The sequence below is a fragment of the Nocardia sp. NPDC127526 genome (assembly GCF_042672265.1).
In the GTDB taxonomy this organism is placed as follows: Bacteria; Actinomycetota; Actinomycetes; order Mycobacteriales; family Mycobacteriaceae; genus Nocardia.
Genome location: NZ_JBHXVO010000002.1, coordinates 475,140 through 487,539 on the forward strand (window position 1 = coordinate 475,140; position 12,400 = coordinate 487,539).

Here is a 12,400-nt window from a genome sequence, read left to right on the forward strand (position 1 = left end):
AGCTGTCAGTCCCAGGCCGGTCCGGCGGCCGGGACATCGCGGATCACGGTGCCCTCGATGAGACCGTAGGGCCGGTCGGCGGCGAAGAACACCTCGTTGTCGTTGACCATGCCGAACGGCGACAGGTCCACCTCGAAGTGATGCTTGTTCGGCAGCGCCAGCTTGACCTCCACGATGTGCGGGCAGGTCTCGAGGACGCGCTCACCCATCTCGTAGAGGGTCTGCTGCAGCGAGAGGCTGTAGGTGTCGGCGAAAGCGCCCAGCAGGCAACGCTTCACGATCTCGTAGGACTTGTCCCACTCCACCTCGTCGGTGGAGTGCCGCCACTGGGCGGAGACCTCGGTGGCCAGCACGCGGTCCTTGGTCTCGCGCAGCGTGGTGTAGCGGTCCTTGATGAAGCCGTGGAACTCCGAGTTGGTGGAGTTGAGCACCACCAGATCCTTCAGGCCGCTGACCACCCACGCCTTGTTGCCGTCGTAATGCACCAGGGCAGTGCGGGTTTCGCGGCCCGAACGCACGAACGAATGCGGGTGGGCGTTGAGCCCCACCACATTGCGCTCCCAGGTGTACTCCTCGAGCTCCACCCGGGAGTGGTGGATGGTGGGCTGCGAATCCACGAAGTGGCGCGCCAGCTTCAGGCCGAAGTCCTCCGGGGAGGAGATGCCGTACTGCTTGGCGAAGGCGTAGACCGTGTTCTTCTGGGTGTCGGTCGGCAGGCACGCGGAGTTGTCGCCGGTGTAGTGCACCGATTCCATGTCACCCGACAGCGCCGAACTGACGTTCAGGTCCCGGATCTCATGCTTCGAGCCGTTCTTGGTCACGCGGACGACGCGGGTCTCCGCCTTTCCGTAACGGTTGGGGCCCAGCTTGATCGTCATGGTTCAGCTACCTCGGTAGGTGGAGAAGGAATAGGGACTCAGCAGCAGGGGCACGTGATAGTGCTCCGCCGGATCGGTGACCGTGAATGCGATGGTCACCTCGGGATAGAACGGGCTGATGTATCCGGTGTCGAAGATCAGCCGGTGGGTTCCCGCCTCCGGGGCGGGCAGATCCTTGATGCGGCCGTCGTCATCGGTGTGGCCCTGGGCCAGCACGGTGCCGTCGGCGCGCTCCAGGCGCACCGTGAGACCGGCGGCCGGGCGGCCGGTGGCCGCATTGAGGACGTGTGTCGACAAACTCATATCAGCCCCAGCAGTTTCCGGATTCGCAGCCGGGTGATGTCGGCGAGTTCGCTGCGCACCACGGCCCTTTCGTCGTCGACCGAGTTGTGCAGCCGGGTGTGCAGCGCGTGCAGCATCTCCTCGGCGGACCGGCCGGTGGCGCGGATCAGGAAGACGTGACCGAAACGGTTCTCGTAGGCCACATTCCGCTCGGCGATCTCGGCCTTCACGGCGGCGTCGGCGTGATCGGCGCCGGACTGCTCGTCGCGCGACCACTGCGCCTCGCGGGCCGCGGCCCCGGCATCGGGCCGCACCCCCTTGGAGGAATCCACATCCTGCGCGTGGGCCTTGGCCCGCTCACCGATCCGCGGGTGCGCTGCCAGGGCCTCCTCGATATCGGCCCACTCCAGCTCGCCGATCCCCGCGACCGCGGCCTCGATCAGGCTCGACTCGTCGGCATACGGCCGATTCGCCACCAGCTTGACTGCCCAGCGCCGCGACGCACAGCAGGTCAGCAGCTGCGCCTCGGCCTCTTCCAGGGACAGTGACCCGAGCCATTCCAGGCGACTCGACATCCGACCTCCATCCGTTTGGCTTGTTGCCCGATCAGTACAGCCCTCGGGGATGGTCGGCGGCCACGACGATACGTCCGAACAAGTGGCCTAGTTCACAGCAGGGGTTTCGTATATACATCCAAATCGGTAACCCTGAGGTCATCGGCTGTTAGCCTCGGCAATCATGCGGTTGCGTTCCCTGCTTGCCATGACAGAGGTTGACCTGCAGCTTGTCACCGGTGAGGACGAGCTGGAGCGGTTCGTCCGCTGGGTCGTCACCACCGACATGCTGGACCCGAGCCGGTACCTGTCCGGCGGTGAGCTCGTGCTGACCGGAATGGCCTGGCGGCGTGACCCTTCCGACAGCGACACCTTCGTCGCCACCCTGGCCCGCGCCAAGGTCGCCGGGCTCGCGGCGGGTGACGCGCTCTACGGCGAACCCCCCGAGGACCTGGTCGAGGCGTGTCGCCGCCATCGCATGCCGCTGTTCCGGGTGCCCGAGCACATCGCCTTCGCGACGGTCACAGAGCAAATCAACCGCAATCTTTCCACCGGTCGCGCGGCGGATCTGGCCGCCATCCTGGACCGGCACCGGCAGCTGGTGTCCGGCGGCGGCCTGGATTCGGTGCTCGACCTGCTGCATCGCAATCTGGGCACGCCCTGCTGGGTGGTGTCCTCCACCGGCCGCGTGGTGGCGGGGCCGACCGACTCGCCGCCCGACGAGGTGCGGGCCGCCACCTTGAGCGCGCCGCGATTACCGCATGTCGTCACCAGCGAAGGGACGCGATTCTCGCTGTTCGGGGTGGACCCCGACAGCACGTCGCGCATCGCCGACTGGTTCCTGATCTTCCAGAGCGACTACAAGGATTGGCCCGAGGAACGGCGCGCGCTGACCGGCGAACTCGCCGCCGTGGTCTCGCTCGAGCGGGCCCGTCAGGACGACCGGCAGAGCGCCGAGGGCCGCCTGGCTCAGGAGCTCATCGAGCTGATCGTCTCCGACGCCAAACCCGCCGACATCATCTCCCGCCTGGAACTCACCGGCCTGGCGCTGTCCGACCGGTATCTGGCCGTCGCCGCCACCGCCGACAACGGGGCCGTGCGGCCCGGCGAGCTGCGCGCCATTCTGCGCGAAATCCTTTCCGGCAGAACGCCTGCCGCCGGCGTCGTGGACGGGGAGGCCATCGCCCTGGTCCCCCTGGGCGACGACGACAATCTCGACGACCGCATCCATCGCGCGGTCGAAGCCCTGGAGCCCGGCCTGCAGGGCAGCCGACTCTCGGTGGGCATCTCCGGCGCGGTGGACGGCGAGGGCCTGCGCGGCGCCGTCGAGGAAGCCCGCTACGCGCGCCGCATGGCCGCCGAACGCCGCCAGCCCACCTCGATCGTCCGCCACGACGAGCTGGCCACCCACATGCTGCTGCTGGCCAGCGTCCCCGACGAGGTCCGCCGCATGTTCCGCCTGCGCCTGCTGGACCCGCTCACCACCTACGATCGCGACAATCGAGCCGACCTGGTGCACACCCTGGAGACCTTCCTCCAGGTCTCCGGGTCCTGGTCCAAATGCGCCGACCTGCTCCACGTCCACGTCAACACCCTGCGCTACCGCGTGCAGCGCATCGAGGAACTCACCGAACGCGATCTGTCCCGACTCGAGGACCGCGTCGACTTCTTCCTCGCCCTCGCCCTGCGTTAGCCCGCCTCACGCCATCGCGGGTACCGCCGCGGCCGCGGACCTGTGCGTGCGCAGACCGCTTGCCGCACAAAGGATCACACCGAGCGCGAGCCAGGCCAGCAGAACCGTCACGGATTGCGCGGCACCGTGGCCGTCGAAGAAGGCGGTGGACCGCAGCACGCGGCCACCGGCTCCCGGCGGCAGCAACTGGCCGAGTGCGCCGGTCCAGCCGGGCAGCATCTCGGGCGCGGTGGCGGTGCCGGAGAGCGGATTCCCGATGAGCATCATCGTGACCGCGCCGAGGCCCAGGCCCGCGACACCCAGCACCGCCTCCAGTCCCAGGATGGTCATCGCGGTGGCGGCGATGGTCAGGGCGATGGCAGCGGCATTGGCCGGATAGGAGCCGCTGAGCGAACCGAACCAGAACTGCAGGATCGCCGCCACGGCCAGGCCGCCGGTCGCCGCGAAGGCGAGCGATCCGGCCACCCGGCGGGCGGTGCCGCGCACCAGCCTGCTCAGCAGCACGGCGGTGAGCAGGCCGCCCATAACCAGCGGCAGGGCGGCGGCGGACAGGCCCGCGCCGCGGGGATCGCCGGCGGGCAGCGCGACGAGATCGCGGACGGCGACCGCCGGTGCGCCGCCCTGCGACTGTGCCTGCCCGAGACCGGCTGCCACGCCGGTCAGGGTCTGGGCGACCGCGGTGTTGCCCGCCGTAGCGATAATGACCTGTGGCGCACCGGAACTGACGTCGATCGCGCCGTATACGTCGCGGTCGCGGATCAAGCGCTCGGCGGCGGCGGTGTCGGCGACGGCCGTGATGTCGAACGCGTTCGGCTGGCGTTGGTCGAGTGCGGCGGCGATCCGCTCGACCGCGGCGGACGGACCGGCGATGGCGATCGGGACATCGTGGACCGACGACCGCACCGACGGCCAGGCGAAGGCGATGAGCAGCACGCTGATGATCGCGGTGAGCGCGGCGACCGCGGCGACCGTCGGCCAGGGAGATGGTGCGGTGCCGGATGCCAGTGGGGCCTGTGTGGCCATGACTTCTCCTGGATCGTTGCCGGATCCGTTGACTGCCAACGGATCCGGCGGTGAGTGAAAAAGATGAGCGCGGTCAGGCGGTGGCCGATGCGCCCGAGCGCTCGGCCAGCAGCCGCTGCCGGTGCTCGTCATCGGTGACCCAGGAGTGCGAGCCGGGCCTGTGCGCTTCCTCGATCAGGTGCTTGATCGAGCTCTTGCACGCGAATTCCTTGACCTTCGCGCCCAGACCGCCGCGAATGGCGAACCGGTTGGCGGTGTCGTCCTTGTCGGCGAACTGGAAGATGCCCGCACCGCGGCCCAGGCTGATGCACATGGCATTGAAGCGCAGGTGCACCTCCGCCGGGCGCTCGCCGGCCAGGCGGCTGAGGACCGTATCGGCGGCCTGCGCGCCGAGGCAGCCCGCGGCGTAGGCGCTCATCCGGAACGGCAGGTCCGACGGGGCCGCCGAATCCCCCGCCGCGAGAATGCGGTCATCGGCCACGCTGGTCAATGTCTCGTCGGTGAGCAAGCGTCCCGCGGCATCGGTGCGCAATCCGCTGCGGGCGGCCAGATCGGTGACACCGAACCCGGCGGTCCAGAGGGTCACCGCGCTGGGCACCAGGCGGCCGCCGCTGAGCCGCACCACGGTCCGGGTCACCGCCGTCACCTTCGAATCGGGGCCGTCCAGCACGGTCACTCCGAGCTTGGTCAGCCGCTTGACCGCCGACCGGCGGCTGCGGGCGTGCAGGTACGGGCCGAGCACGCCGCCGCACACCAGGGTCACCCTGCGGCCCTGCTCGGCCAGCTCGGCGGCGACCTCGATACCGCTGGGACCACCGCCGATCACCGTCACATCGGCGGTGGCGGGCGTGGCGTCGAGCACCGGCCGCAACCGCTGCGCCTGCTCCAGACTCGCGATCGGATACGCGAATTCGGCCGCTCCCGGCACCTGCGGGTGCGCGCTGCCGCTGCCCACCGCATAGATGAGGTAGTCGTAGCCGATCGTGCCGCCGCTTGCCAGGCGCACGCTGCGATCGCCCGCGTCGATGCGGGTCACGCTGTCGACCACGACCCGCACGCGGTCGGCCAGCACCTCGCGGTAATCGACTGCGGCGTCATAGTTTCCGGCCGCCATCTGGTGCAGCCGCAGCCGCTCGACGAACTGCGGGCGCAGATTGATCAGGGTCACCGTGACGTCGTCGCGCTGCATCAGGCGGTTGGCCGCCATGACGCCCGCGTACCCGCCGCCGATCACGACTACATCGATGTTGCCGCTCATGGTGTCTCCTTCGCTCGAGGTGTTCGCGAACTTGACACCGCGGGACAGGAATTCCTGACACTTTGTGAGCGGGATCACCCACCGGGGTGCGGGTCGATCAGCACGCCCGGGTTGAGAATTCCGGCGGGATCGAGGGCGGACTTCGCCGCCCGCAAAGCGGCGGCGAAGGGTTCGGGGCGCTGCCGGTCGTACCACGGGCGATGATCGCGGCCGACTGCGTGATGATGGGTGATGGTGGCGCCGCAGGTCTCGATCGCTTCCGACACAGCGGCTTTGATCTCATCCCATTGTTCGACGGTGCGTCCCCAGGTACCGGCGGCGTAGATCCCGAAGTACGGGGCCGGGCCGTCGGGATAGACATGAGTGAATCGGCAGGTCACCACGCCGGTGATCCCGGCGGATCGGAAGGCCGACGCCGCGGCGGTCAGTACGGCTGCCCGCAGGGCGTCGAAACGGTCCCAGGTGCAAGCGGTTTCGAAGGTCTCGACGATCATCGACTGTGCGGCCAGCGCATCACGCTGATACGGCATGCGCAGGAACGCCGACCGCCAGTTCTCGGCCGCACCCGTGCGCGCCGAATCGGATTCGGCGGCGCCATCGGTCAGGCGGACCCCGTCGGGGGCCTCTCCCCCGTACTCACGGCAGATCTTCAGGGCGAACTCCATCGATGTATCGACCGGATGATCACTGGATTCGAAACCCAGGACCAGAACGCCACCGGCAGAGGCGGTTCCAGCATTGATGAACGCCTCGACCGGGTCGAGCAGCCGGCAGTTGGCCGGATACAGACCCGCCTGCGCGATCTCGCGAGTGGCCGCGACCGCCCGGCCGTAATCGCCGAATACGACCGACGCCCCGGCCCGCCGGCGCGGCCGCCGCTGCACCCGCATCCACGCCTCGGTGATCACGCCGAGAATGCCCTCCGACCCGAGGAACATCCGATCCGGCGAGGGCCCCGCTCCCGAGGCGGGCAGCCGGCGCGATTCACTGATACCGGCCGGAGTCACCACCCGCATCGACTCGACCATGTCGTCGATATGGGTGTACACCGTCGCATAATGCCCACCGGCCCGGGTGGCCAACCAGCCACCGAGAGTGGAGAACTCGAACGACTGCGGGAAATGACGCAGTGTCAGACCGTGCGGCCGGAGCGCGGATTCCAGTGCGGGACCGAGGATTCCGGCCTCGATTCGAGCCGCGCGACTGGTGTGATCCACCTCGACGACCCGATCCAGCCGGCCCATGTCCAGCGTGACGACTCCCCGATAGTCCTCGGCACAGCGCGGCTCGACACCGCCGACCACCGACGTGCCGCCGCCGAACGGAACGATCGCGACCCCCGCGGTGGTGCACCAGTCCAGTATGTCGATCACATCGCGCTCGGTCCGCGGCCGCACCACCACATCCGGCACCTGGTCGGCACGCCCGAGCAGTGCCCGCACCACGTCCCGGAACGCCTGCCCGTGACCGTGCACGATCCGATCGATCGGTTCGTCGGAGGCGAGCGCCGCCAGCGAATCGGGCACCCGCACGCGCGTACCCGGCACCTTCAAGGTCCCGGGATCGGGCGCGGTGTGGACGCTCAGATCCGCACTCGGCAACAAGGCCGCCACCCGTTCGGTGAGCGCCGCGCGCTCCGCACCGACGACCGCATCGGCGGTATTCCCCCATCCCCACCACGACCGACCCGCCATGACCGCCTCCTCACACCGTCGAACCGACTCGACGGTAATTCCCCCGTCATATGCTCACAGCTTTTCGGACCGAAATCGGGTAGGCGGCACGGCACTATCGCGCGGGATGTCACATAGGTGACATTCGGGAATTGACCACGCGAATCAGGCGGCGCAACGCCGGAAGTGTTTGCGGGGCCTCTGTGGCCGGGCGTATGGTGGCACGAATTGCTGCCGACGAGAAGCTACATATGATCTTCTATCGCCGTATCGGTTCCGCTGCAATGCATTTGGCGCTCGCCGGCGCGCTGGCCACCGCCGCGTTCGGTGCGGCTCCGGGGATGTGGGCGCCGCCGGGGCCGGTCGCCGATCCGACGGTGTTGCGAACCGAATTGGTGCGCACCGAGATTCGCGGGGCAGGGTGGGAGCGGCTGCATATCGTGTCGGAATCCATGCGGCGGGTGGTGCCGGTGGATGTGCTGCACGGCGGGGGTGCGGGGCCGCGGCCGACGGTGTACCTGCTCGACGGGGTCGAGGCCGAGCCCACCTCCGATTGGATCACCGAGGGTGGAGTGCGGGAGTTTTTCGCGGGGAAGCCGGTCGATGTGGTTCTCACCAGTGGCGGCGTGGGCAGCATGTACGCCGATTGGCAGCATTACGACGCGAAACTCGGGCTCAATCGGTGGGAGACCTTTCTGACCGAGGAATTGCCGCCGATTGTGGAGAAGTATCTCGACTCGAACGGACGGCGGGCGATCGCGGGGGTCTCCATGGGCGCGCAGGGCGCGATGATGCTGGCGCAGCGCCATCCGGGGCAGTATGCCGCCGTGGCCGGAATGAGCGGATGTTATTCCACCGCAGACGATCTCGGCCGGGCGATCACCCAGATCATCGTCGCCTCGCGCGGTGGCGATGTGTTCAATCTCTGGGGTCCGCCGAGCTCGCCGGACTGGATCGCCCACGACAGTCTGCTCGGGGCCGAAGCGCTGCGCGATACGACCATCCATCTGTCCGTGGCCAGCGGGGTGCCCGGCCCCGGGAATCTCGTCGCGCTGGCGAAGTCGCCGAATATCGGCGAGGCCCTCGCCGAGGCCGGTGGCGGTATCGCCCTGGAGGCCGGGGCCCGCGAGTGCACCGAACGCTTCGCCCATCGGCTCGCCGAGCTGGGAATTCCCGTCACCCTGCACTACGCGCCGACGGGCCTGCACGCCTGGCCGGATTTCGCCGCTCAGCTGGGCCCGGCCTGGCAGACCCTCGCGCCCGCGCTGGGTGTCGCCGTGGATTGAGGCGTAGGCGGAATCCGCAGGTCGGTGGCGATTCGGGCTGAATGTCTGAGTCGGCTCTCGTAGAGTGGGGCTATGCGGTCCATTTGGAAGGGCTCCATCGCGTTCGGACTGGTGAATGTCCCCGTGAAGGTTTACACCGCCACGGAGGACCATGACATCAAGTTCCACCAGGTGCACGCCGCCGACGGCGGGCGGATTCGATACGAGCGAATCTGCACCATCGACGGGCAGCCGGTGCAGTATTCCGATATCGACAAGGCCTACGAATCACCCGACGGCGATCGGGTGATTCTGACCGACGAGGATTTCTCCAAGCTGCCCGCCGCCGAGAAGCACGAGATTCCGGTGCTGCAGTTCGTGCCGTCGGACCAGATCGATCCGATGCTGTACGAGAAGAGTTATTACCTGGAGCCCGATTCCAGCACGCCGAAGGCGTATGTGCTGCTGGCGAAGACCCTCGAAGCGGTGGACCGGGTGGCCCTGGTGCATTTCACGCTGCGGCAGAAGACCCGGCTGGGGGCGTTGCGCGTGCGTGACGGCGTGCTGGTGCTGCAGACCCTGCTGTGGCCCGATGAGGTGCGGTCGGTGGCCTTCGACAAATTGGATGACGTGCCCGAGCCGCGCAAGCAGGAATTGCAGATGGCGGAGACCCTCGTCGATACGCTCTCCGACGACTTCGATCCCGGCCTCTACGTCGACGAATATCAGATCGAATTGAAGAAACTGCTCGACGAGGCCATTGCCAGCGGCAGCAGCAAGGTGACCCGCGCCCCCGAGGCCGCCGCCCCGGAAATGGACGCCGAGGTCGTGGACCTGGTCGCCGCCCTGCAGCGCAGCCTCGAAGCCTCCGGCAAACGCGGCCCGGCGAAGCAGGCCGCACCCGCGAAGAAGGCCGCCAAGGCCACCGCCGAGAAGAAACCCGCCAAGAAGACCGCCGCGAAGAAGGCCCCCGCCAAACAGACGCGCAAGGGCGCCTGATACCACACCCGCGCGGCCGGTCGCGGGCCGGAGCGGTTAGCGACGTTCCGGCACACAGCTGGCAAAATGCCGGGCATGGAATCCGACATAGCCATCGTTCCTATGGGTCTCGGACATCTGCGTCAGGTCATCGACCTGGGGTACGAGGTGTTCGATACCTCCGCCAAGCCCTACACCTCGTGGTCGCTGACCTCGGTCGCCGAGCACCTGGACAGCGCGGGCCGCTCCTGCTGGGTGGCGGTGGACTCGGATCGGGTGGTCGGGTTCGTGCTGGCGTCCATGGAGTTCGAGCTGCGCGACGACTGGGCCTATCTGGAGTGGATCGCGGTCGCGCCCGATATGCAGGGGCGCGGCGTGGCCGGCAAGCTCATGACCGCCTGCTGCGACACCCTGTTCAAGCACGGCGCGCGGCGCATCGTCACCGATGTGGAACTGCACAACTCCGCCTCCGCGGGCATGATGCGCAAGAACGGCTTCACCGAGGGCACCACCGTCACGCTGTTCGTGCGCAACAATCCCGACGAGGCCCTGTCGGAGAACGACGAACAGATCACCCTGGGCCCGGGCACCAAGCGCGATCTCATTCGGCGCGGCCGCATTACCGGAGACGGACGGCACGGGCGGCCGAAGAACTGACCGCGGCGCGGGGGCCGAACTTGTCGGACCCCGCCGCTACGGTGGGGCGCATGACTGTCATCGACGACGTGATGATCGCCATCAACGACGCGGTAACCCTTGGCCGCCAAGGCGATACCGCACAGGCCCGCGAACAGCTCACCGAGCTGTGGGAGACGATGGGCCCCGATGGCGATCCCCTGCACCGCGTCACGCTCGCGCACTTCATGGCCGATCTCCAGGATCACGCCGCCGACGCCCTCACCTGGGACCTACGCGCCCTCGACGCCGTCGACTCGCTCACCGACGAGCGCGCTCAGCAGCACCATGCGGCGCTGAACGTGCGGGGCTTCTACCCGTCCCTGCACCTCAATCTGGCCGACTGCTACCGCCGGCTGGGCGCGTTCGACACCGCCCGCAAGCATCTCGAAGCCGCCCGCAGCCGCGTGGACGCCCTCGACGACGATGGATACGGCCGGGGCGTGCTGGCCGGGATCGGGAATGTCGAAGCGGCACTGGCCGAACAATCCACCGAACGGCTGCCCACGCACTGAACCGCGGCGGCGGCCGCCACGAAATACGATGGGGCGGTGGACACCGACGAGGGGCACATCGGCGAGGGGCTCGATCCGCTGCGGGCGAACCGGGAGAACTGGGATGCCCGCGCACCGATTCACGCGGCCAGCCGGTTCTATCGCGATCGCGACTCGTCCTATTGGTTCGCGCCCTTCGAATGGGAGGTGCTCGGGGATGTGCGCGACCGCGATGTACTGCACCTGCAATGCCATCTCGGGACCGAGACAATCGAATTCGCCAAGCGGGGCGCCCGCGCGGTCGGGCTCGACTTCTCCCCGGAAACGGTCCGGTGCGCGCGTGAGCTCTCCGGGGACGCCGTCGAGTACGTGTGCGCGGATGTGTACGACGCGCCGAATGCAGTGGGGCACAGGCAATTCGACATCGTCTACACCGGCAAGGGCGCACTGTGCTATCTGCCCGATCTGCCGCGGTGGGCGGGCATTCTCGCCGAACTGCTGCGGCCCGGCGGATTGGTCTACATCGTCGAGTTCCACCCCTTGCTGCATGCGCTGGCGCCCACACCGCCGGCCGGTGTCGATCCGGACGCGCTCGTCCTGCACGAGGACTATCTCGAGGGGCGGGGCGCGCAACGCCGCGACAGTTCGCACACCTACACCGACGGCCCGCCGCTGACCGCCGACACCACCGCCTACGAATGGCGCCACGGACTCGGCGAGGTAGTGACCGCGCTGGTCCGCGCGGGACTGCGCATCACCGACCTCACCGAGACCGACACCTTGCCGTGGCCACGCTGGTCACGCATGGTCCGCACCGACAACGACTGGTTCCGGCTGCCGCCCGCGGATCCCATCCTGCCGCTGCTGTACGGACTGGCGGCCACCAAACCGGCCGGGGAGCCCGGTCGATCCTCCTGATCGGCGGACGCTAGGCCCGCCCGGCCTCGGCCAGGGCGCGCTCCTTTCCCTCCCGGAAGAAATCGATCAGGCTCTGGACCGTGCCCGCCTCCGAACGCGGGCGCATGGCGCCGAAGGGCGCATTCCAGAACTCGCCCGTGCGGCGCGTCCACGGACCCACGTACGCGTAGGGCTGCGGGTGCTCCCAATCGCCCGGGGAGACACCGTAGTTCACCTCGTCGACCGCCACCGACAGATCGAAGTGCTCCGGCCAGAGCACCGGCGCCTCGGCCGCGAATCTTCGCAGCGCGGTATCCCCCACCGCGAACCAGTCGTGCACCGTCGCCGCCGCGTCGGTATCGATGGTGAAGGGCTCGTCGGCATCCATATTGGTGCCGTCGGAATAGAGTCCGTTGGGTGGTCCGTCGGCCTCGAAGCCGGCGGCCGTCGCCAGATCGCGGTAGGTGCCGTGCAGGCGCAGCCGGCCCTCGGGCCAGACCAGATCGGTGCCGGTCACCGACACCGGCCATTTGATGCCGGTAAATCCACCCAGGACGATGCGCATGCGGATGCTGCCGAATCGCCGGTACTGCGGGCCCGCGATCAGCAGTTCCGCCGCCGCGTGCAACGCGAACCGGGTGTCTTCGTAGGTGATGTCGTCCACAGGAAAATCATCGCCGGGACACCGGGCGTGTTGTCGCGAAATCACGTCCGGTCATACAAAAGTGGG

The 12,400-nt window shown here is 68.3% G+C and carries 13 protein-coding genes; 6 read left to right on the top strand and 7 right to left on the bottom strand.

Annotated features, from left to right (window positions below):
- Positions 1-5 precede the first annotated feature (5 nt).
- From pucL to uraD, 3 genes are read right to left on the bottom strand one after another with little or no spacing between them, the layout of a single operon-like run.
- Positions 6-878 (bottom strand): factor-independent urate hydroxylase, encoded by an 873-nt coding sequence (gene pucL / locus ACFVIV_RS05275; RefSeq protein WP_379193520.1) that lies wholly within the window; start codon positions 876-878, stop codon positions 6-8.
- 3 nt (positions 879-881) lie between these two features.
- Positions 882-1,181 (bottom strand): hydroxyisourate hydrolase, encoded by a 300-nt coding sequence (uraH, locus tag ACFVIV_RS05280; RefSeq protein ID WP_379193521.1) that lies wholly within the window; start codon positions 1,179-1,181, stop codon positions 882-884.
- Positions 1,178-1,735: a 2-oxo-4-hydroxy-4-carboxy-5-ureidoimidazoline decarboxylase gene (gene uraD, locus ACFVIV_RS05285; protein WP_379193522.1), complete on the bottom strand. Its 558-nt coding sequence runs from the start codon at positions 1,733-1,735 to the stop codon at positions 1,178-1,180. Before uraD ends, uraH begins: the two co-directional genes overlap by 4 nt.
- Before the next feature lie 187 nt (positions 1,736-1,922).
- Between uraD and ACFVIV_RS05290 the strand changes: the two genes are divergently transcribed.
- A complete protein-coding gene (locus ACFVIV_RS05290) occupies positions 1,923-3,407 on the top strand; it encodes a PucR family transcriptional regulator (RefSeq protein WP_379193523.1) in 1,485 nt (494 codons plus the stop codon).
- A 6-nt stretch (positions 3,408-3,413) separates the two neighbouring features.
- Here the strand turns inward: ACFVIV_RS05290 and ACFVIV_RS05295 are convergent, their stop codons facing one another.
- The 3 genes from ACFVIV_RS05295 to ACFVIV_RS05305 form a co-directional block, all read right to left on the bottom strand.
- Positions 3,414-4,430 carry a hypothetical protein gene (locus ACFVIV_RS05295; RefSeq protein WP_379193524.1) on the bottom strand — a complete coding sequence of 339 codons (1,017 nt, stop codon included), beginning with the start codon at positions 4,428-4,430 and terminating at the stop codon, positions 3,414-3,416.
- Positions 4,431-4,503: 73 nt separating this feature from the next.
- Positions 4,504-5,688 (bottom strand): NAD(P)/FAD-dependent oxidoreductase, encoded by a 1,185-nt coding sequence (locus ACFVIV_RS05300; protein ID WP_379193525.1) that lies wholly within the window; start codon positions 5,686-5,688, stop codon positions 4,504-4,506.
- Positions 5,689-5,762: 74 nt separating this feature from the next.
- Positions 5,763-7,382: an FAD-binding oxidoreductase gene (locus tag ACFVIV_RS05305; RefSeq protein ID WP_379193526.1), complete on the bottom strand. Its 1,620-nt coding sequence runs from the start codon at positions 7,380-7,382 to the stop codon at positions 5,763-5,765.
- Positions 7,383-7,645: 263 nt separating this feature from the next.
- Here ACFVIV_RS05305 and ACFVIV_RS05310 point away from each other — a divergent pair, with 263 nt between their 5' ends.
- The 5 genes from ACFVIV_RS05310 to ACFVIV_RS05330 all read left to right on the top strand — a co-directional run bounded on the left by ACFVIV_RS05310 (position 7,646) and on the right by ACFVIV_RS05330 (position 11,691).
- Entirely contained in the window at positions 7,646-8,647 is a 1,002-nt protein-coding gene (locus ACFVIV_RS05310) for an alpha/beta hydrolase (protein ID WP_379193527.1), read from the top strand.
- Between the two features lie 72 nt (positions 8,648-8,719).
- Positions 8,720-9,625, top strand: coding sequence for a Ku protein (locus tag ACFVIV_RS05315; protein ID WP_379193528.1), 906 nt, complete (start codon positions 8,720-8,722; stop codon positions 9,623-9,625).
- A 75-nt stretch (positions 9,626-9,700) separates the two neighbouring features.
- Positions 9,701-10,261, top strand: a complete 561-nt coding sequence (locus tag ACFVIV_RS05320) for a GNAT family N-acetyltransferase (RefSeq protein WP_379193529.1) — start codon at positions 9,701-9,703, stop codon at positions 10,259-10,261.
- Between the two features lie 50 nt (positions 10,262-10,311).
- Entirely contained in the window at positions 10,312-10,794 is a 483-nt protein-coding gene (locus ACFVIV_RS05325) for a hypothetical protein (protein ID WP_379193530.1), read from the top strand.
- Between the two features lie 36 nt (positions 10,795-10,830).
- Positions 10,831-11,691 (top strand): class I SAM-dependent methyltransferase, encoded by an 861-nt coding sequence (locus ACFVIV_RS05330; protein ID WP_379193531.1) that lies wholly within the window; start codon positions 10,831-10,833, stop codon positions 11,689-11,691.
- 10 nt (positions 11,692-11,701) lie between these two features.
- Here ACFVIV_RS05330 and ACFVIV_RS05335 read toward each other — a convergent pair whose 3' ends face one another.
- A complete protein-coding gene (locus tag ACFVIV_RS05335) occupies positions 11,702-12,334 on the bottom strand; it encodes a hypothetical protein (protein ID WP_379193532.1) in 633 nt (210 codons plus the stop codon).
- Positions 12,335-12,400: the final 66 nt, after the last annotated feature.

Bases quoted from the DNA above. Each gene is read 5' to 3' on its own strand.
- pucL (WP_379193520.1), bottom strand. From the start codon at position 878: ATGACGATCAAGCTGGGCCCCAACCGTTACGGAAAGGCGGAGACCCGC.
- uraH (WP_379193521.1), bottom strand. From the start codon at position 1,181: ATGAGTTTGTCGACACACGTCCTCAATGCGGCCACCGGCCGCCCGGCC.
- uraD (WP_379193522.1), bottom strand. From the start codon at position 1,735: ATGTCGAGTCGCCTGGAATGGCTCGGGTCACTGTCCCTGGAAGAGGCC.
- ACFVIV_RS05290 (WP_379193523.1), top strand. From the start codon at position 1,923: ATGACAGAGGTTGACCTGCAGCTTGTCACCGGTGAGGACGAGCTGGAG.
- ACFVIV_RS05295 (WP_379193524.1), bottom strand. From the start codon at position 4,430: ATGGCCACACAGGCCCCACTGGCATCCGGCACCGCACCATCTCCCTGG.
- ACFVIV_RS05300 (WP_379193525.1), bottom strand. From the start codon at position 5,688: ATGAGCGGCAACATCGATGTAGTCGTGATCGGCGGCGGGTACGCGGGC.
- ACFVIV_RS05305 (WP_379193526.1), bottom strand. From the start codon at position 7,382: ATGGCGGGTCGGTCGTGGTGGGGATGGGGGAATACCGCCGATGCGGTC.
- ACFVIV_RS05310 (WP_379193527.1), top strand. From the start codon at position 7,646: ATGCATTTGGCGCTCGCCGGCGCGCTGGCCACCGCCGCGTTCGGTGCG.
- ACFVIV_RS05315 (WP_379193528.1), top strand. From the start codon at position 8,720: ATGCGGTCCATTTGGAAGGGCTCCATCGCGTTCGGACTGGTGAATGTC.
- ACFVIV_RS05320 (WP_379193529.1), top strand. From the start codon at position 9,701: ATGGAATCCGACATAGCCATCGTTCCTATGGGTCTCGGACATCTGCGT.
- ACFVIV_RS05325 (WP_379193530.1), top strand. From the start codon at position 10,312: ATGACTGTCATCGACGACGTGATGATCGCCATCAACGACGCGGTAACC.